The sequence below is a fragment of the Cellvibrio sp. QJXJ genome, assembly GCF_024452345.1.
Lineage (GTDB): Bacteria > Pseudomonadota > Gammaproteobacteria > Pseudomonadales > Cellvibrionaceae > Cellvibrio.
In genome coordinates this window covers 1,413,280-1,432,279 of record NZ_CP101662.1, presented here as the reverse complement: position 1 = coordinate 1,432,279, position 19,000 = coordinate 1,413,280, and the positions used below count along the sequence as shown (strand labels likewise).

The following is a 19,000-nucleotide window of genomic DNA, read 5'->3' as shown; positions in this document are numbered from 1 at the left end:
TTTTTAAATTTCTCAGGCAAAACCACCGCCAGCTTTTAAAAATGGCAGCAAACGCAAGCTGATATGTTTAGGGCGATGTTCCAGCAGGCGCTTGATGCAGGCTTGCGGTGCAAGATACTGATCGTAATAGGTTTGAGCAGCCTGCTTCATCGCCGCTCGCTGTGCATTGTCCATGCTCATGGCTTGTTGTACCGCAATTTGCAGTTCATCGGGCGATGAAAACACCAAGCAGTTTTTGCCATGCTCCAGCGCCGGGAAAAACAATTCAGGATATTGGGTAATGGGAATAGTGCCTACTGCCATGGCTTCAATTAAATTGTGCGACATGGGGTAGCGCACACCCGGGCATGCAAGGAAAAAGTGCGCGCGTGCCATAGTGCCGAGCCACTCCTCACTGGCCACTTTACAGTGGCGCGTGTTCATGGCAATCAATCCCGGGTAGGAGGATTGCTCGGCTTGCTTCAGTTGCTCGGGGTTGTTCAAGCGCCAAAAAAAATCGTTGGGCAAACGCTGGGATAAACGCTCCAGAATTTGTGTGCGACTGAGTTTGGCGTAAATTTCCCGAATCGATTTTTTATTGTATTTGCCGGGTTCCGCATCGCCACCAAAAAATATTTTCCATTGCCTATCTTGTTCCCGGTAGTACGCTAAGCGCAGGTCTTCTTTTGCGGCATAAAGCGGAGGGAAGAGTGGAAAGGGCATAGGGAAGCAGCTGTCGTTTGTGTTGTAATCGGGTTGGTAATTAATGTGGATAATCTTGCCGGCGCGCTCAGCCAGGTTCGAATACCATTTGTCGGTGACCAATACATAACCTGCTGGTAAATCGCGCTCGTGCGTCAGTACACTGAAGTTTTCCTGCAGGCAATAGCGTTTGTGTTTTTCCTGAATGTTGCCCAGTACCAAATAATTATTGCGCAGTACCGGATAAAAGCCTGCGCGCACAAAATAAATAAACAAACTATAAAAACGTCGACCTTGCGGGCCATCAATCCGGCTGTCACGAAAATCAAATACCACAACAGGTTGGTTGTGTGCGAGTTGGTGCAGCTGTTCAGTGCCTACCTGCTGCTGGAGCCAGCGGCGATAATCCCAATAGCGCTGTGGATACACCAGCGCCTTGTAACGCTGCAGAGTGCCATCCAGCTGATGACCAAAGGTGGATAGTTGGGAAAGTCCGTGCATAGTAAGTACCTGCTCGCGAGCGCAAAGATCAGTAGTGTGGTGCAATCCGATTGCTTACAGGCTAGGCGCTGAGTGTGACCATTTAATTGCAAATAAAATTGTTTCGTGCAGCTCAAACTTCCTCACACATTTGACGTCTATTGGCCCGCACCCCATGGCAAGGGCGGGATCTTGTGGTAATGTACGCCGCACTTGGAGCCAGGGGCTCATTGGGTTTGGACATCAAAAGAGGAAGGTCTCTGTGTTTGAAATATTTATGGCAGGTGGTTTTTTAATGTGGCCAATATTGGCCTGTTCGTTGATTGTGATTGCCGTGAGCGCAGAACGTTATTGGACGCTCAACCCCGCCAAAATCGCCCCTAAAACCTTACTGGCGCAAGTCTGGAGCTGGATTAAAAACAACCAGTTGGATGCGACGAAACTGCGCGAACTCAAACAATCCTCACCGCTGGGTCAAATTCTGGCTGCGGGTTTGAGTAACTCCAAACACGGCCGCGAAATCATGAAAGACTCGGTGCAAGAAGCAGCCAGCCAGGTTATTCATGAATTGGAGCGCTACGTAAATATTCTGGGTACCATTGCCAACATCGCGCCGCTGATGGGATTGCTTGGAACCGTATTCGGCATGATTCAAGTATTCAACTCCATCATGATTCAAGGTACGGGTAATACCGGTGTCTTGGCGGGCGGTATTTCAGTTGCGCTTTACACCACTGCGGCAGGTTTGGTAGTGGCGATTCCCGCGATGATTGCACATCGCTTTTTCCAGCGCCGTATCGACACCATCGTTGTCACCATGGAAGAAGAGGCCATCAAGCTGGTTGATGCATTGCACAGCGACCGTCGCGTCGATGTGAAACTGGTTTAAGGGCGCGGGGTCGCAACGTGAAATTTCGTCGCCAACAAGTAGAAGATCAAGGCATTAACCTGACGCCCTTGATCGACGTGGTGTTTTTGCTACTTATCTTTTTTATGGTCTCCACCACCTTCACCAAAGAAACGCACCTGAGTGTGGATCTGCCGGAAGCCGTAGGCGAGCAGAGCAGTGACTTGCCAGAGCAGATCGAAATCCTGATCAACAGCGATGGCAGTTATTCGGTGAATGGACTGGCGCTGGTGAATAATCAGGTGGCGACACTCAGGTCGGCACTGGAAAAAACCTCTGAGGGTAATAATCAAGTACCGCTAGTGATTACTGCGGATGCCAAAACCCCCCATCAAGCGGTAGTGCAGGCGATGGATGTGGCAGGGCAGTTGGGCTTTGCGCGCTTGAGCATCACTACGCGTCAACCGGAACCTGAAAAAGACTGACAACTCAGCTACAATTCGCGCTGGTTTTCTAATGCCAGGCAATCCCGCAGGGCTTTTGTATTCACTATGCAAAAGCCCTTCTTTCTTTCAGCGCTACAGTTTGCGTTATAAATAGCTTGATAGGTTCTTATCGTGCATTCCTCTCCACCCGCTTCTCCACCTTCCAGTCCGCCCGCTAATACCCAGCGTTCAGCTGAAACTGATCGGTGGCAATCGGCATGGTATGGAGCGCGTCGCTGGAGTTTTTGGCTCCTGCCGCTGACCTGGCTATTTATTCTGCTCTCGGCCATTCGCCGCTATGCGTTGCTCCGCTGGCAACAAACAACACTCGCCACACCGGTGATTGTGGTGGGTAATATCACCGTGGGCGGCACGGGCAAAACCCCCTTGTTGATTGCGCTGGTGCAGTGGTTGCAAGCGCATGGATACACCCCCGGTGTAGTCAGTCGCGGTTATGGCGGGCAAGTAGCAACCTATCCTTATTTACTCACCGCAGAGAGCACTGCCGCCCAAGCGGGTGATGAGCCGGTTACTATTTATCAACAAACTGGCTGTGCGGTGTGTGTCGGCCCGGATCGTCTTGCGGCGGCGCGCGCGCTGGAGGATCAGGGCTGCGATCTCATTCTCAGCGACGATGGTTTGCAGCACTATCGCTTGGGGCGCGATATTGAAATTGCTGTGGTTGATGGCCAGCGTGGTGTCGGCAACGGTTGGCGTTTGCCGGTTGGCCCGTTGCGTGAGCCAATCAGTCGCTTAACGACCGTGGATTGGGTCGTCGTGAATTCACCGGCAGCGAATTTTGTGTTGCCGCAACTCGCCGATTTGTATTTTATTCCGATGCAGATTCAGGCCCACTCTCTGGTTAATCTTGCGACCGGCAGTGAGCATCAATTGTCATCAATTGCCGGGAGCCCGGTAAATGCAGTGGCCGGAATTGGCAACCCGCAGCGTTTTATCAATACCTTGGGCGAATCCGGTATCCCTGCGCAGCTGCATGCTTTTCCTGATCACCACGCTTACACGGCGACTGACCTTGTTTTTGATAATGTTTGGCCTGTGGTGATGACTGAAAAAGACGCCGTGAAATGCCAAACCTTTGCGCAACCTAACTGGTATTACCTATCGATTGGTGCAAATTTGCCGGATGCATTTTGGGCGGCATTTGCGCAGCGTATTGAGCGTGTCATGGAACAAAAAAAATCCCGTTTTGGACTTTAATGTTTAATTTTTTTAATTTTCTTTTTAATCCTGTTGTTAATGCTGTTATCAAAACTACAGTGGAATCTTGCTATGAAATTTTATGTTGTCATTCCTGCCCGTTACGCTTCCACCCGCTTGCCTGCCAAACCCTTAAAAGAAATTGCGGGTAAGCCGATGATTCAACACGTGTACGAGCGCGCCTGTGAAAGTGCCGCGACGGAAGTTGTTATTGCAACAGACGATACGCGCATTGAAGCGGTTGCCAAAGCCTTCGGCGCCCGCGTCTGCATGACATCTGCCGCACACAATTCCGGTACTGATCGCCTGCAAGAAGTGGTCGCGCAATTAGGTTTGAGCGATGACGACATAGTGGTGAATGTGCAGGGCGATGAACCCCTCATTCCGCCCGCAGTGATTAATCAGGTCGCAGAAAATATCGCCAACAATCGTTTCGCCAGTATGGCTACGTTGAGTGAACCCATTCACTCGCTCGACGATTTCCGCAATCCGAATATTGTAAAAGTAGTGGCAGATCAAGCGGGCAGGGCACTGTATTTTAGCCGCGCGCCCATTCCATGGGCGCGCGATCATTTTGCGCAAGCTGAGGTGACTAGTTTGCCGGATGATTTCCCGGCGCAGCGGCACATTGGTATTTACGCTTATCGTGTGGCGCTGTTAAATCGTTTTATTACCTGGCCACAGGCGTCGCTTGAAAAAATTGAATCCCTTGAGCAATTGCGAGTGCTTGCTAATGGCGAAGCAATTCATATCGCCGAAGCCTGCGCTGCCGTACCGGGCGGTGTGGATACCGAAGCGGATTTACTGCGTGTAAAAGCATTGCTGGAAAAATAATCGGCGCTGTTAATTAGGTGAATAGCATGACCAACGTTTTATTTGTATGCCTCGGCAATATTTGTCGCTCGCCCACGGCGGATGGCATTTTTCGTGAATTGGTGGCGAATGCAAAGTTAGATCAAAAAATTATGGTCGATTCGGCGGGCACCGGTGCATGGCACATAGGCAAAGCGCCTGATTCACGCACCGTCGCTGCAGCGCGCACGCGTGGCTACGATCTTTCGGTATTGCGTGCACGTCAGGTTACGGCGCGCGATTTTGACGAATTCGATTATGTACTGGCGATGGATGAAGCTAATCTTTCGGATTTACAGCAGCTGAAACCGGCGCATTTTACCGGTCATTTAGGCTTGTTTTTGGAATTTGGTGCGCGTGGTGATTACCGTGAAGTGCCCGACCCTTATTACGGCGGCAGTGACGGCTTTGAGCTGGTATTGGATTTGGTGGAAGATGCAGCACAGGGCTTGTTAAAACATATTCGTCAGCGTTTGTACTAAGCCTGTTTTTTTAAATTTGTATAAAGTCATATTGTTAAGGTGATGTCGCTGTGCCACTTTTTTTACCGCATTTTAATTTACAAAAACTCAACACCCTCGCGGTTCCGGCGGTGGCAAATTTTTATGTCGCCGTGCACGACGATGATGAGTTGCGCGAGGCATTAACTTTTGCGTGCACTGAAAATTTGCCGCTGTTAGTGTTAGGCGGTGGCAGCAATATAGTGTTGCGTGCTGATTTTCCTGGTGTGGTGATTCAGTTGAAATCCCAAGGTAAAGAAGTAGTCGCGGAGGATGAACATTTTGTTTGGCTAAAAGTGGCTGCAGGGGAGAATTGGCATCATCTGGTTGAATACACTTTGGACAACGCACTCTATGGATTGGAAAACCTGTCGCTGATTCCTGGCAGTGTCGGCGCTGCCCCCATTCAAAACATCGGCGCTTATGGTGTGGAAGTAAAAGATCTAATCACTGAATTGAGTGCGCTTGAAATTCGCTCAGGCATCGTCGTGAATTTTACTAATGAAAGTTGCCGGTTTGATTATCGTGACAGCATTTTTAAACAAGCACTCAAAGATCAATATGTTATTACGTCGGTGACCTTTCGCTTGCGCAAAACTGCGCAGCTGAACTTATCCTACCCTGCGCTGCGCGACACCTTGGCCGGTCTTGATAATCCCAGCCCGCAAGCGGTAAGTGAGGCGGTTATTGGTATTCGTCAATCCAAGCTGCCAGACCCGGCCCTTACGCCGAATGTTGGCAGCTTTTTTAAAAACCCTATTATCAATTTGGCGCAATTGCAGGTATTGCGCACAACTTATCCCGACATAGTCAGTTACCCCGTTGATACGGTTCGCGTCAAGCTCGCGGCTGGCTGGTTAATTGATCGCGCTGGCTGGCGCGGTAAGGAAGCGGCTGGTGCAAAGGTTCACGCCCAACAAGCGCTGGTACTTACTAATCCAGATAGAGCTTCTGGAGCAAGGGTATTGGCTTTGGCGGAATTAATTCAGCAGTCGGTTAGGGCACAATTTGGCGTCACCTTGGAGATGGAGCCACGGGTTTACCCATGAGTTTTTGGGTGTAGTGGCTGAACCCTTCATCTAGTTTTCATAACTAAAAGACAAATCAAAAACTGCAAAAATCGATTATTGGTATTTGAGAAGGCGTAAACGGGCGATTAAATAGTGGTAGTTTGCTGAGAGTCTCACTACAATCGTTAAAAATGTGGCAGTAAATCTTCTGGGTATAGTGACCACTTTATAACAACAATGTTTATGAGTCCGGTTTCGGATTGGGGGCTAGTTTGACAAAGATTCTCGTAGTCGATGATCACGATCTAGTTCGCATGGGGATAGTGCGTATGTTAGCCGATGTAGACGGCTATCAGGTGGTTGGGGATGCCAAGAGTGGTGAAGAGGCCGTAACCAAGGCGCGCGTTTTGAAGCCTGACGTTGTACTGATGGATGTAAAAATGCCCGGTATGGGTGGCCTCGAAGCGACCAAAAAACTACTGACCGTGAATCCAACGCTCAAAGTTATCGCGGTTACCGCTTGTGACGATGACCTGTACCCAACCCGTTTGATGCAGGCGGGGGCAGTAGGTTATGTCACCAAAGGGGCAGAATTTACCGAGATTACGGATGCGATTAATAAAGTGATTCGCGGCGATCTCTATATGAGTAACTCAATTGCACAGCAGTTGGCACTGCGAACCTTTTCCGGTTCGAATAGTCAGGAATCGCCATTTGAAAAGCTTTCCCAGCGTGAGCTGCAAACGGCGATGCTGATTGCGAATGGCCAAAAAGTGAACGATATAGCCACTACTTTTTGTGTTAGTCCAAAAACCGTTAACTCTTACCGTTACCGTATTTTTGAAAAGCTTTCTATCAACAGCGATGTGGAATTGACGCTGTTAGCAGTAAAACACAACCTGCTCGATCCAGAAGCAGTCGTATAAACGGCTGCTGTTCCTTTTTCTGCTGCAGCTAACGCCCTGTGGCAGTTAGTTTTGGCAGATAGTATTTCTATGACGCAAGAGCGTGCCGATCTTTTTGATCACTCCCGTTTTTTAGCCAACACCACCCAGCAACCGGGCATTTATCAAATGTTTGGCGTTGATGGCGGTATTCTTTATGTTGGTAAAGCCAAAAACCTCAAATTGCGCCTTGCCAGTTACTTCCGCAAATCGGGTTTAACACCAAAAACCCAGGCGCTGGTTTCGCGTATTGCGCGTATCGAGGTCACGGTTACGGCTAGTGAGACGGAGGCGCTGATCCTTGAGCAGAATCTCATTAAGTCAAATCGTCCGCCATATAATATTTTGCTGCGGGACGATAAATCCTACCCGTATATTTTTATTTCCAGTGGTGAGGATTATCCGCGTATTTCTTTTCATCGCGGTGCAAAGAAAAAGCGCGGCGATTATTACGGCCCTTTTCCCAACGTGGGAGCAGTTAAAGACAGTCTGAACTTTTTGCAAAAAACATTTCGTTCGCGCCAGTGTGAAGACAGTGTATTCAAAAATCGCACACGTCCTTGTTTGCAATATCAAATCAAACGCTGCACTGCGCCCTGTGTGGATTATATTTCGCCCGAGGATTATCAAAAAGATCTGCACCACACCCGGCTTTTTTTAACGGGAAATAGCGATAAATTGCTCAGTGAACTTGCGGATCAAATGGACTTGGCGTCGCAGCAACTGCAGTTTGAAAAGGCGGCAGATTATCGCGATCAAATTACCGCTTTGCGTACCGTGCAATCGCAACAAGTGATTGAAGAGGGCAATGGCGACATCGACATAATCGCGGCAGAAATGCGCGCCGCTGCAATTTGTGTCCACATATTGTTTGTGCGGCAAGGGCGAATATTAGGTAGCCGCAGCTTTTATCCTGCTTCCACTCTCGCAGAAACACCTGCAGAAATTCTTGCTGAATTTATTCCCCAGTTTTATCTGGCCAGTAGCGGGCGTGACATTCCACGCGAAGTGATTGTGAGTCAGCCGCTGGAAGATGTGGAGGTAATTAGCGCTGCGCTGCAGCAGGCAGCGGGGCGTCAGGTATTTATCAATCACCAAGTGCGCAGTCATCGCACCCAGTGGCTGCAAATGGCAGCAACCGCAGCGCAGCAAAACCTTATCGCGCATATCAATAATAAAAAGAGCTCGCTGGATCGTTTTGTCGCTTTGCAGGAGGCGTTAGGATTAGAGGAAACCCCGCAGCGGATGGAGTGTTTCGATATCAGCCATAGCAGCGGTGAATTAACCGTAGCCAGCTGTGTGGTATTTGATACCAATGGCCCACTCAAATCGGATTACCGCCGATTTAATATCGATGGCATAACCCCCGGCGATGACTATGCCGCAATGGAGCAGGCGCTAACTCGCCGTTACACACGCCTGCAAAATGGTGAGGGTAAGCTGCCCGATATCTTGCTGATTGATGGTGGCAAAGGGCAGCTGGGTAAAGCGATTGAAGTGCTCGGTGAATTGGGTGTGCAGGGCGTACAGCTGATTGGCGTGGCTAAAGGCACAACACGCAAGGCGGGTTTTGAAACTTTGTTTGATGGTGAAACGGGTGATGAGATTGTCTTGCAGGGCGATTCACCGGCATTGCATTTGATTCAGCACATCCGCGATGAATCCCACCGTTTTGCCATTACCGGCCACAAACAGCGGCGCGATAAAAAACGTAAAACATCAACCTTGGAGGATATTCCCGGAATAGGCGCTACTCGGCGTCGTGAATTGTTGCGTCATTTTGGTGGGTTACATGAAATCAAAAATGCCAGTATCAGTGATCTTGCGCGGGTAAGCGGCATCAGCCAGAAGTTGGCTGAGGAGATACATGCGTTTTTTCATAATGACTAGCCCTGCGATGCTGTCACAAAAGCGTCACGGGATGTGAAAACCATGGTGCTGGTGTATCATCTGCACCGATTTTACGACATCTAGCGCCACCTGAGACCTCTCTATGAATCTTGCCAACCAGCTGACCTTACTGCGGATATTTATGATTCCGCTATTTGTTGTTGTCTTTTATCTCCCCTTTGGTTGGGCGCATATTGTCACCGCAATTATTTTTAGCGTGGCGGCGATTACTGACTGGGCCGATGGTTATGTCGCCCGCAAATACAATCAAAGCACACCTTTCGGCGCTTTTCTTGACCCGGTTGCTGACAAGCTAATGGTAGCTATTGCGTTATTATTGCTTGTCACCCTTCATCATGATTCAGTCTGGTTTGTAGTTGCAGCTGCCGTAATTGTTGGTCGTGAGATTGTTATTTCAGCGTTGCGCGAGTGGATGGCGGCGGTAGGGCAGCGGGCAAGTGTGGCGGTATCCAGTATCGGAAAAATAAAAACTACCCTGCAAATGACAGCAATTATCGTATTGCTCATGAATGTACCCGTATTAATTCCCTTGGGGTTTGTTGCCTTGGCGGGCGCGGCTGCACTGACCCTTTGGTCAATGATTTTATATCTGCGTGCTGCCTGGCCATTTTTGTTGCCATCATCAGGCGAAAAATAACGGCTTTTTAAACGACTTGACCAGCATTTGAACAATCCGTAAAAAACCTTATAGCAGCTTCTATAAAAGACTAGGATTTTTAAAATGAGTCCGCTAGAATTGCGGCCTCTGTGCGACACGTTTTACGTGTCTCCGGTGTGTGGTAGCTAGCCACCAAAAACAAATAGCATATTAGTTTTATCATTTTAACCCCTGCGGGATGTATCCCGTATGGGCTACCTCTCCCGCATACAAGTGAGAGAGGTATATCAGAATAAGCTCGCTGTCTCTTGACGGTTCTTGCTTACTTCAACATCGGAGACATGTAAATGTGCTCCGTTTCGTATTGCTTGGCTCCATATCTTTGTATGGAGTATCAAGCCTAACGTGTGTCCGTTAGTTCGCTAGATCGACATGCTTTGAGGGCCAACCTTGAGGTGTGAAGCTCGATTAACAATGTCCCTGCTGTTTTGACAGTGCCATGCTTTGGTAACAAGGCAGGTTTAATCCTGAATTGCACGGGATTATTGGGGCTAGCGACAGTATCTGCATGGCTAACATACGTGAATCATCGTCTGAACCTTCGTCACAATTGATGAGCCTACGGCAATTATCGGCTTTAGCCAAAATCGCATTGCAGCTGGTCTGCACAGTAGAGGCATGTGCGGCGACACCTCAAAGCTGCCGGAGGAGAGATGAAGCCTAAACAGTGAAATGATACGAAGCGGGGAACGTGGCAATCCCGACCACTCGCCCACGGCCAGAAGATCGGCACAGGCAGGGGCTTCGCAAGAAGCGCTGATGAGTGTGGGGAATAGGAGGATGTAAAAAGCGAATGGCTTTCTGTAATGGAGGGTATATCGGTTGAAATATTACCGACAGGGGCAACTCTGGCTGACGTACATCTGGTTTACACGCGTGTGAACTTTTGCTGATTTCAATCTATTAATTTCCCCGAAGGGTAGACACTACCCTTCGGGGAGTAGTCCGCCTGAAGGGTATTAAATCCACTCAGGAGGACTGTATGAATCCAACATCGGAAACGATGAACGCTGCGTCCTCTGACGAGGCGACAGGCTGGCACCAGATTGACTGGGAAAAGGCTTATCGCTCCGTTCGGAAGACGCAATTGAAGATCGCGCAGGCGACTAAGGCCGGTGATTGGCGAAGGGTTTTTCGACTTCAACGATTACTCGCTCACTCGTTTTACGGGCGCTGTATGGCCGTAAAGCGGGTAACAGAGAACCGGGGTCGCAAGACACCGGGCGTGGATGGTGAAACATGGAGTACGCCAACCGCCAAATGGAATGCCGTGAAGCGTTTATCACATAAGCGGGGCTATCAACCCAGACCGCTAAAACGGGTATGGATACCCAAACCCGGCAAGCAGGAAAAACGTCCGCTAGGTATCCCGACGATGTTGGATCGGGCAATGCAGGCGCTTTACCTGCAAGGATTGGAGCCTGTTGTAGAAAGTACCAGTGACCCGAAAAGTTATGGCTTCCGGCCTGACCGATCGACCACTGATGCGATGGTGGAACTCTTTCACTTACTGGCGCCCTCTGTGGCACCAGTATGGATTTTGGAAGGGGACATCAAAGGCTTCTTTGACAACATTAACCACGAGTGGCTGCGTCGCAACGTCCCTATGGACAAAGCAATGCTCCACAAATGGTTAAAAGCCGGTGTGATCGACAAGTGCCAGTTTGCAGAAACGAAGGCAGGAACACCGCAGGGCGGGATTATTTCGCCCTGCTTGGCTAACGCCACACTGAACGGATTGGAGTTTCAACTAAAGGCGCATTTCGTGCAAAAAGTTGGAGTCACCAAATCCAAGCGGCTTGGGTTGCAGGTGGTGAGGTATGCGGATGACTTTGTGATTACAGCTTATTCGAAAGAATTGCTGGAAAACGAAGTGAAACCTTGGGTGGAGGAATTCTTGTCGGTACGAGGGGTTCAGCTATCACGGGAGAAAACACGCATTACTCACATCAACACCGGTTTTGATTTTCTGGGGTGGAACTTCAGAAAATATGTACCCAAATCACCGTATCGAAAGGCCAAGCTGTTTATCAAACCATCTAAGAAAAACGCGCAAGCGTTTTATCAGAAAGTGGCAGCGATAATTAACAACAGCGGCGCATTAACGCAGGATGCATTAATTGGCCAATTGAATCCGGTATTGCGAGGATGGGCGGAATACCATTCTCCAGTAGTGGCAAAGCAAACCTTCAGCAAACTGGAGCACCTTATTTTCTGGCGGCTATGGCGGTGGGCAAAACACAGGCATCCAAATAAGTCCATCGAGTGGATTCGGAAGCGATACTTCAAATCCATTAATGGGCAAAAATGGGTGTTTGCTCTAGCGTACAAATTGCAATCGGGAGAAACGAGGTATCGCCGACTCTACGGGTTAGCGAGTACCCCTATCGTGCGCCATAAGCGTCTACCAGCGGATTACAATCCGTATGACGCGGAGCACGAGGAAAAATGGGAGGCACTACGAGTCCAGCGGATGCGGCATAAACTGCGCTACCGCAAAGAAGTTTGGTCGTTATTTGCCAGGCAACTTGGTCTATGTGCTTTCTGTGGTGGCGGAATATCAATGCAAAGTGGCTGGCATGATCATCACATCGTAAGACGTGTTGACGGCGGGTCTGATCGCAAAGATAACCGTGCTTTGCTTCATCCTAACTGCCATGCCTTGGTTCATAGCCAAGGGAGCACAAAAGAGTTGCAATACAGTGGGTTAGGTGTGTAATATTCGCGCCTCTCTGATGTTGCCGGCTGAATTAAATCAGCTTGCAGTAAACTTGAGCCGTGTGCGATGAAAGTCGCACGCACGGTTCTTAGGGGGGAATGGGTCAGTAATGACCTGTTCCTACCCAACCGAAATGGCGCGATAGCAAAGCGGTTATGCGTCGGATTGCAAATCCGTTGAGCCCGGTTCGACTCCGGGTCGCGCCTCCATTTTTCTTTTACTTACCGAAGTAAAAGCACTCTGCCCGAGTGGTGAAATCGGTAGACACAACAGATTTAAAATCTGTCGATCTTTTGGTCGTGCCGGTTCAAGTCCGGCCTCGGGCACCATATGTAATTCCCAACATTTTAGAACGACTGAGAAACCCGCCCTGAAATACAAAGCAGAGCGGGTTTTTTTATGATTTTCTATTTGCACTACGCCAGAGCTTTCGGTGTAGTGTCTACACTAAGGGGGCACAAATCCAAGGGCGGTTTGTTCCCTGGGTTCCTCGCTATTTTTAGTTTTTGTAAGTGTCATTTATGTCCAATATTGCGCTAGTAGTTATTTGTTTGGTTATTGGGTTGTTATTTCAGCGCAGCAAGCGGTTGCCGGAAAATAGTTCGGCTTCACTTAATTTATACGTCATTTATGTAGCTTTGCCGGCATTGGTTCTGCTTGAAATTCCCAAGCTTTCGTTTAGTCATCAGGCAGTTATTACCGTAGTTGCTGCCTGGTTGATTATGCTATTTGCAGCAGTGCTTACCTGGGTGACTGCGCGCATGTTGTCTTGGTCACGCGAGGTGACGGGGGCAATGTTGCTGCTCGTTACATTGGGGAATACGGGGTTCGTGGGGATCCCGTTGATTGAGGCGCATTTGGGTGTACACGCTTTGCCCTATGCCATCCTCTATGATCAGTTGGGTACATTTATCGCACTTAATACGGTCGGTGTCGGGCTTGCGTGCTATTACTCAGCAGGTCACGGGTCGGTACTTGGCATTGTGCGCAACATCTTGTTATTTCCACCGTTTATTACCCTGATAATCGCTTTCATGGTGGCTATGTTTGGTAGCTATCCGGCGTGGTTGGAGGCGGTGCTTGCGCGAATTTCGTCTACACTGGTTCCAGTAGTGATGGTGGCGGTGGGGCTGCAGTGGCGATTTGCGTTAGAGCGCGAGCATTTATCACCGCTATTATTGGGGTTGTTCTACATATTAATTGTGACGCCGGCTTTTGCGTGGGGCGGGCTATGGTTGTTTGATGTGCGCGGTTTGGCCGCTGATGTGATTTTGTTGGAGGCGGCAATGCCTGCAATGATTTCTGCTGGTGTGCTGGCTGCCACTCATAATTTAGCGCCTCGTTTGGCGGCCTCGATGGTGGGTTATAGCCTATTGCTGGGTTTATTGACGGTGTGGGGTTGGCGTTTATTGCTTGGCTAGGATTTTCCAGGCTGCAGGTGTTGCGTTGATTGGTGGGAAAATAAAAAACATGGATGAGGCTTGCCGCGCGTTTTTATAGTGTCGGCGGGGTTAATAAATTGCTTGAATGGAGTCCATCATAATTGGATCCTTATCTTTATTATCTGATTGAATTATCGGCAGCTAATCCGGCAGTGGTGGCTGAAGATATTTACACTGTAAATGGTGAGTTATTGCTTGCGCGGTCAGCGCCGCTTGATGAAAAAACCTGCCTCGCCCTCCAGGGCAAAACTCTCGCTCTCCCGCTCGCCAATTCTATTGAATTAAAGACAGTTATCACCTCAGGCGATTTGCTGCAGCATTTGTTGGGCACGATTCGTTCAACCGAATATTTTCAAGCTCTAGCAGAGCAGAAGCATCCTCTGAGTTCTCTTGAGCCTGTATGTGCCAAGTTGTCGGATCTACCGTTATTGCAGCAGTATTTGACGGTGATGGCAGCGCAAATGAATGATTTATATCAACGCACACTCTGCGTGAGCCTCTGGGCACTTTACATCGCGCAGGAGATGCGCTTGCCTGCGGCGGAGTCTGGTGAAATATTTTGGGCGGCAATTGCCCATGATATTGGTATGTTGCACATCGATCCGCAAATCCTTCATAAATCCGAAAAATTAACCGCTGAAGATTGGCTGCATATACAAAGCCATGTGGAAATTGCGCGTAGTATTTTGATGGATGTTCCCGGTTTATCTGCTGAGATAGTTGCTGCGGTCAGTGAGCATCACGAGCGCTGTGATGGCACGGGTTACCCTTTGGCTAAAGTGGAGAGCGAACTTTCCATTGCCGGGCAAATTCTTGCCGTTGCCGATTCAATTGTGGGTATTTATTTTAATCGCTTTAAGGCGCAGGGGCGGCGTTGGCGTGAGGTGATTCCTATTCTGGAGATGAATCGCGCTGCTTATTTGTATCGCAGTTGCGACATTGTTACTACCATGATTTTGCGCAGCGAATTGCCTTTGCCCAATGTGGTGCATGGTAGTGGTGTTCCTGAATTTGCTGAGCGGATGTTGCAACAAAACTTGCAGCTACAGAATTGGTTTACGCAATTGCGCGATTGTTTGACCTCGGTGGGGTATACCCACGGCGACCGAAAGCTACATGCATTGCAAAACGTTATTTTTCATATTGCTACCACCTTTAAAGGCAGCATGTTGTTCAAAGAAGATTTGCGTGAGTCCCTTGAATCCATGGCGGGTAAAGAGGGTAATAGCATCACTCAAGCAGTTGCGGATGCCTCGCTTAGGCAAGAGGAAATGAAATTTCATTTGCAGCGCTTGAGTCGAATGGTGCAAATGTACATCTCATCGGGTGATGCCAAAGACCCAAAAATTTTACGCAAAATAGAAGAGGGTTTTACAAATATCAGCGGCCGTATTAAGTAAACAAATAGTTCATCACAATACGCCGCCAGTTTCCTGATATTAACGCCCGTTAAAATTACTGTTGATGCCAAAAGGGTTGGCCAATGGTTGGGGTGCTCGGGCTGGCCGTTTGGCGTTTTTGCATCAAGCCTGCTTTAAATGCTTTGCGGCCTGCATCGATTGCATCGGCAAAGGCTTCGGCCATCAGTGGCGGGTTGTGCGCCTTGGCCACTGCCGTATTTAATAAAATCCCATCAAACCCCATTTCCATTGCTTCGGCGGCCTGCGAGGGCGCGCCCAGTCCCGCATCAATAATCATCGGTACGTCTTTAATGCGCTCGCGCAGGGTGCGTAAATTGTAGCGATTTAACAAGCCCTGGCCGGTGCCAATGGGTGAGCCCCAGGGCATCAATACTTCGCAGCCCACATCCAATAGTCGTTTACATAAAATTAAATCATCGGTGCAATAGGGCAGTACTTTAAAACCTTTTTTAATCAAAATATCCGCAGCTTCCAGTAACCCAAAGGGATCGGGTTGCAGGTTGTAATCGTCGCCGACTACTTCCAGTTTGATCCAATCGGTATTAAAAATTTCGCGCGACATTTCAGCCAGCGTCACGGCTTCTTTTACCGATTTACAACCGGCAGTATTGGGCAGCAAACGGCAGCCGCTTTCCTGAATATAGTGCCAAATTGCATCGCCATCGCGATTGGCCGGGTTTTGCCTGCGCAAGCCGAGCGTCACAATTTCACTGCGCGATTGAATAACCGATTCGCGCATTAATTGGGGCGATGCATAAAGGGCGGTGCCCAATAAAAAACGACTGGAAAATGTTTCGCCGTAGAGCGTGAAATCTTTTTCAGGTTTGTTGTAGCTCATATCAACCTCCACCAACCGGTTTGACGATATCGATTTGATCGCCATTGAATAATTCGCGCTCAGGGTAAGTCGAGCGAGGTACAAATTCGCCATTAATTGCCACGGCGATTTTAGTGTCGCCATAACCCCATTGTTGCAGGGCAACGCTGAGCAGCACCTTGTCTGCCAGCGTTTTGATTTCGTTGTTTACACTCAGTTCAATGGTCATAAGCTCGTGCTTTTTAGTGGTGATTTAACAGTGCAGAAAAAATCGGCTCCGGTTTTTTAAAAATATGCGCTAGCACATTTTCAACCACGGCCGGTGCAAGTAAATACCCATGGCGAAATAATCCATTAGCGCTGATCAGGCCATCCTGAATATTTACTTTCGGTAAGTTGTCCATAAACGCCGGGCGCAAATTGGTATCCATTTCGATAATACGTGCCTCAGCAAAGGCGGGCGACAAGGTGTAGAGCGCGCTGCTTAATTCAAGGCTGGATTGCAGCGTAACCGGTGAGCGATCCTCACTTTCAATTTGAGTTGCGCCGATAATAAAACGATTGCCTGGTTTCGGCACCACATAAAGTTGATAGCGCGGGTGCATTAAGCGCACCGGGCGTTGCAGGTGAATTTCGCTGGTTTCTACATGCAGGGTTTCACCGCGTACGCCGCGCAATTGTCGCATTTGGGTTTTGGCGCCCAGCCCGCGGCAGTCAATGACTAAATCAAACTCTTCTGCAGTGCCGTTGGCGATGACTTTTCCCGCTGCGACATCGACAGCGGTGTGTTCTCGCACTTTAATCGCGCTATTAATAATGTCATCGCCCAATAGTCGTAGGAATTCACGATTGTGCAGGTGACCTTCTTCTTGCAGAAATAGTCCTTGCTGAAAATTCGGGCTTAAATCCGGTTCCAAGGTCTGAATCTGTAATTGATTTACTGTTTCATAGCGGCTGCATTCGGGAATCACAAAGTGTAATTCGCGGGTGAATTGTTCCAGCTCGCTGGCGTCTTGCGGATGTGCCACGACCAAGCTGCCGTTGCTAAAAAAGAGCGGGTCTGTTGTGTTGCGATCAGTATTGAGTTGATTGGTCCAGCGCGGCCAGTGGGTGAGCGCAAATTGGCCCATGCGGTAAACGCCTTCATCCGACACCACGGCTTCGCTCAGCGGTGCAACCATGCCTGCCGCCGTAAACGCGGCGGCGCGTTTGCTTTGGGGTTCGCCGGGCGTAAAACTACCGGCTTCAAACAGGGTGACATCAAGCCCGGCTTTGTTTAATTGCCAGGCGAGTAAACGCCCGAGCAAACCGGCACCCGCTATGGCAATAGTTTGTGGGGTGGATGAATGGTGTGCGCTGAGGTTGGCCGCGGATTGTTTGGTCGAAGATTGTGTGGTCATAGTGCCTCTGAGTCGAGGCGGAGAGCGGGCAATAGCCGTGGCTGATGCACCTTGTTCCCTCCGCAGGTATTAGCCTGTTCAGGTTCTACGGATTGGGCCGAACCCATCTCAGCCTTCGTATGGCTCACTCATTAAGTGAGGCACCAAGGCGCTCCGACAAGAAGGTGGCCAATATACTGGCCACCCATTTAGTTCGCAATCTATACGCGAGCTATTTGTGGGTAGATCTATTTTTTAGTCGGGCAAGTTCAGTTCGCGTTGCGAACTTCCTCTACGCGACAAATTAATTCCCCGTGCGCAAGGCGTGTGCTGATTTCACTGCCGGGAATGACTTGATCGCTGTCGGTAATGACTTTGCGGGTTTGGGTATCGGTCACCAGTGCATAGCCGCGCTCAAGTGTACTGAGCGGGCTGAGCGTGTTGAGCATACGCACTGATTCGCCCAAGGCTTGTTTTTTGCGATCAATCAACCGGTGTTGCGCCGTATACAGCCGTGTTTGGGCGTTTTTAATGCGCTCGGATAATTGTGCGAGTCTGATTTGCGGGTGATGCGCTTGCTGGCGTAGTCGTAGTTGTATCAGCTGGTTTTTGTAGTTCGCCAGTAGCTTATGGATGTGATTTTTGAGGCGCAACTCCAGGTTATCCAGCCGCTGCGCCTGCTGTTCCAAGCGTTCACGCGGGTGGCGCAAGCGCTGGCGCAGGTTGTGCAGATGCTTTTGCCATTGCTGCAAGCGGCGCAACATGGCCTCTTCGAGCAGCACTTCAAAGCCGATAAATTTATCCAGCCAATCATCGCCATCGGGCACTAACAGTTCTGCCGCTGCGGATGGTGTGGGTGCACGCAGGTCGGCGACAAAATCGGCGATAGTGAAATCCACTTCGTGGCCGACGCCGCAAACAATAGGCAGCTTGCTGTTGAAAATCGCACGCGCGACACTCTCTTCGTTAAATGACCAGAGATCCTCCATCGAGCCACCACCACGGGTTAGCAGTAGTACATCAAACAAGCCGCAGCGATTGGCTAGATCTATGGCTTTTATGATTTGCGGTGCGGATTCTTTGCCCTGTACCGCAACGGGAATCACGGTGACGGGAATGCCGGGAAAGCGGCGCTCAAGTACGCTGAGGACATCGCGGATCGCGGCGCCAGTGGGCGAAGTGATAACCCCAATGTGTTTGGGCAGCGGAGGCAGGGCTTTTTTGTGTGCCTCGTTAAACAGTCCCTCTTGCGACAGCTTGTGTTTTAGTTCATCAAACGCGCGTTGAAGGGCGCCGCTACCGGCTTCTTCCATGTGTTCGGCAATGATTTGGTAGTCGCCGCGGCCTTCATAAAGGCTGACGCGGGCGCGCAGTAGTACATGTTGCCCCTGCTGTGGTTTAAAGCGCACCAGCATATTGCGGTTGCGGAACATGCAGCAGCGCACTTGGGCTTGCTCGTCTTTCAGGGTGAAATACCAGTGGCCCGAGGAGGGGGTAGATACATTGGAGAGCTCGCCCTCCACCCAGAGCAGCGGTAAGTGGGTTTCCAGCAGTTGACGTGCCTGTCGGTTAAGCTGGCTAACGCTGAAAATCTCGCGTTCAGTGGTTGTTGGGTGCAGGGTATTAGTCATAGGGC

General features: G+C 49.6%; 17 protein-coding genes, 2 tRNA genes and 1 riboswitch. Of the genes, 14 read left to right on the top strand and 5 right to left on the bottom strand.

Features of this window, described 5'->3' with window-relative positions:
- Window positions 1-12: 12 nt before the first annotated feature.
- Window positions 13-1,182, bottom strand: coding sequence for a glycosyltransferase (locus NNX04_RS06135; protein WP_261947807.1), 1,170 nt, complete (start codon window positions 1,180-1,182; stop codon window positions 13-15).
- A 241-nt stretch (window positions 1,183-1,423) separates the two neighbouring features.
- On the opposite strand from NNX04_RS06135, the gene NNX04_RS06130 reads away from it, so the two are divergent.
- The 14 genes from NNX04_RS06130 (at window position 1,424) to NNX04_RS06065 (ending at window position 15,147) form a co-directional block, all read left to right on the top strand.
- Entirely contained in the window at window positions 1,424-2,050 is a 627-nt protein-coding gene (locus NNX04_RS06130) for a MotA/TolQ/ExbB proton channel family protein (RefSeq protein WP_261947806.1), read from the top strand.
- A gap of 17 nt (window positions 2,051-2,067) precedes the next feature.
- Window positions 2,068-2,493: an ExbD/TolR family protein gene (locus NNX04_RS06125; RefSeq protein ID WP_007640366.1), complete on the top strand. Its 426-nt coding sequence runs from the start codon at window positions 2,068-2,070 to the stop codon at window positions 2,491-2,493.
- A 132-nt stretch (window positions 2,494-2,625) separates the two neighbouring features.
- Window positions 2,626-3,711, top strand: coding sequence for a tetraacyldisaccharide 4'-kinase (gene lpxK, locus NNX04_RS06120; protein ID WP_261947805.1), 1,086 nt, complete (start codon window positions 2,626-2,628; stop codon window positions 3,709-3,711).
- Window positions 3,712-3,783: 72 nt separating this feature from the next.
- Window positions 3,784-4,545: a 3-deoxy-manno-octulosonate cytidylyltransferase gene (gene kdsB / locus NNX04_RS06115; RefSeq protein ID WP_261947804.1), complete on the top strand. Its 762-nt coding sequence runs from the start codon at window positions 3,784-3,786 to the stop codon at window positions 4,543-4,545.
- A gap of 26 nt (window positions 4,546-4,571) precedes the next feature.
- Window positions 4,572-5,045 carry a low molecular weight protein-tyrosine-phosphatase gene (locus NNX04_RS06110; RefSeq protein ID WP_007640372.1) on the top strand — a complete coding sequence of 158 codons (474 nt, stop codon included), beginning with the start codon at window positions 4,572-4,574 and terminating at the stop codon, window positions 5,043-5,045.
- A 50-nt stretch (window positions 5,046-5,095) separates the two neighbouring features.
- Window positions 5,096-6,112 carry a UDP-N-acetylmuramate dehydrogenase gene (murB, locus tag NNX04_RS06105; RefSeq protein WP_261947803.1) on the top strand — a complete coding sequence of 339 codons (1,017 nt, stop codon included), beginning with the start codon at window positions 5,096-5,098 and terminating at the stop codon, window positions 6,110-6,112.
- Between the two features lie 233 nt (window positions 6,113-6,345).
- Window positions 6,346-6,999, top strand: coding sequence for a response regulator (locus NNX04_RS06100; protein WP_151057212.1), 654 nt, complete (start codon window positions 6,346-6,348; stop codon window positions 6,997-6,999).
- 69 nt (window positions 7,000-7,068) lie between these two features.
- Entirely contained in the window at window positions 7,069-8,907 is a 1,839-nt protein-coding gene (uvrC, locus tag NNX04_RS06095; protein ID WP_261948396.1) for an excinuclease ABC subunit UvrC, read from the top strand.
- Window positions 8,908-9,010: 103 nt separating this feature from the next.
- A complete protein-coding gene (gene pgsA / locus NNX04_RS06090; protein ID WP_261947802.1) occupies window positions 9,011-9,565 on the top strand; it encodes a CDP-diacylglycerol--glycerol-3-phosphate 3-phosphatidyltransferase in 555 nt (184 codons plus the stop codon).
- A 1,003-nt stretch (window positions 9,566-10,568) separates the two neighbouring features.
- Window positions 10,569-12,305: a group II intron reverse transcriptase/maturase gene (ltrA, locus tag NNX04_RS06085; protein WP_261947801.1), complete on the top strand. Its 1,737-nt coding sequence runs from the start codon at window positions 10,569-10,571 to the stop codon at window positions 12,303-12,305.
- A gap of 135 nt (window positions 12,306-12,440) precedes the next feature.
- Window positions 12,441-12,514 (top strand) — tRNA-Cys (locus NNX04_RS06080).
- A 33-nt stretch (window positions 12,515-12,547) separates the two neighbouring features.
- A tRNA-Leu gene (locus tag NNX04_RS06075) sits at window positions 12,548-12,634 on the top strand.
- A 192-nt stretch (window positions 12,635-12,826) separates the two neighbouring features.
- Entirely contained in the window at window positions 12,827-13,726 is a 900-nt protein-coding gene (locus NNX04_RS06070) for an AEC family transporter (protein ID WP_261947800.1), read from the top strand.
- Between the two features lie 122 nt (window positions 13,727-13,848).
- Complete coding sequence (locus NNX04_RS06065; RefSeq protein WP_261947799.1) at window positions 13,849-15,147, top strand: HD-GYP domain-containing protein; 1,299 nt, start codon at window positions 13,849-13,851, stop codon at window positions 15,145-15,147.
- Window positions 15,148-15,202: 55 nt separating this feature from the next.
- Here NNX04_RS06065 and NNX04_RS06060 read toward each other — a convergent pair whose 3' ends face one another.
- The 4 genes from NNX04_RS06060 to xseA form a co-directional block, all read right to left on the bottom strand.
- Window positions 15,203-16,006, bottom strand: a complete 804-nt coding sequence (locus NNX04_RS06060) for a thiazole synthase (protein WP_040391580.1) — start codon at window positions 16,004-16,006, stop codon at window positions 15,203-15,205.
- A gap of 1 nt (window position 16,007) precedes the next feature.
- Complete coding sequence (thiS, locus tag NNX04_RS06055) at window positions 16,008-16,214, bottom strand: sulfur carrier protein ThiS (RefSeq protein ID WP_261947798.1); 207 nt, start codon at window positions 16,212-16,214, stop codon at window positions 16,008-16,010.
- A gap of 13 nt (window positions 16,215-16,227) precedes the next feature.
- Window positions 16,228-17,385: an FAD-binding oxidoreductase gene (locus NNX04_RS06050; RefSeq protein WP_261947797.1), complete on the bottom strand. Its 1,158-nt coding sequence runs from the start codon at window positions 17,383-17,385 to the stop codon at window positions 16,228-16,230.
- Window positions 17,386-17,423: 38 nt separating this feature from the next.
- A riboswitch (TPP riboswitch) is annotated at window positions 17,424-17,551 on the bottom strand.
- Window positions 17,552-17,633: 82 nt separating this feature from the next.
- Window positions 17,634-18,995, bottom strand: coding sequence for an exodeoxyribonuclease VII large subunit (xseA, locus tag NNX04_RS06045; RefSeq protein WP_261947796.1), 1,362 nt, complete (start codon window positions 18,993-18,995; stop codon window positions 17,634-17,636).
- Window positions 18,996-19,000 lie beyond the last annotated feature (5 nt).

Bases quoted from the DNA above. Each gene is read 5' to 3' on its own strand.
- pgsA (WP_261947802.1), top strand. From the start codon at position 9,011: ATGAATCTTGCCAACCAGCTGACCTTACTGCGGATATTTATGATTCCG.
- NNX04_RS06070 (WP_261947800.1), top strand. From the start codon at position 12,827: ATGTCCAATATTGCGCTAGTAGTTATTTGTTTGGTTATTGGGTTGTTA.
- NNX04_RS06060 (WP_040391580.1), bottom strand. From the start codon at position 16,006: ATGAGCTACAACAAACCTGAAAAAGATTTCACGCTCTACGGCGAAACA.
- NNX04_RS06050 (WP_261947797.1), bottom strand. From the start codon at position 17,385: ATGACCACACAATCTTCGACCAAACAATCCGCGGCCAACCTCAGCGCA.
- NNX04_RS06110 (WP_007640372.1), top strand. From the start codon at position 4,572: ATGACCAACGTTTTATTTGTATGCCTCGGCAATATTTGTCGCTCGCCC.
- thiS (WP_261947798.1), bottom strand. From the start codon at position 16,214: ATGACCATTGAACTGAGTGTAAACAACGAAATCAAAACGCTGGCAGAC.
- ltrA (WP_261947801.1), top strand. From the start codon at position 10,569: ATGAATCCAACATCGGAAACGATGAACGCTGCGTCCTCTGACGAGGCG.
- kdsB (WP_261947804.1), top strand. From the start codon at position 3,784: ATGAAATTTTATGTTGTCATTCCTGCCCGTTACGCTTCCACCCGCTTG.
- xseA (WP_261947796.1), bottom strand. From the start codon at position 18,995: ATGACTAATACCCTGCACCCAACAACCACTGAACGCGAGATTTTCAGC.
- uvrC (WP_261948396.1), top strand. From the start codon at position 7,069: ATGACGCAAGAGCGTGCCGATCTTTTTGATCACTCCCGTTTTTTAGCC.
- NNX04_RS06135 (WP_261947807.1), bottom strand. From the start codon at position 1,182: ATGCACGGACTTTCCCAACTATCCACCTTTGGTCATCAGCTGGATGGC.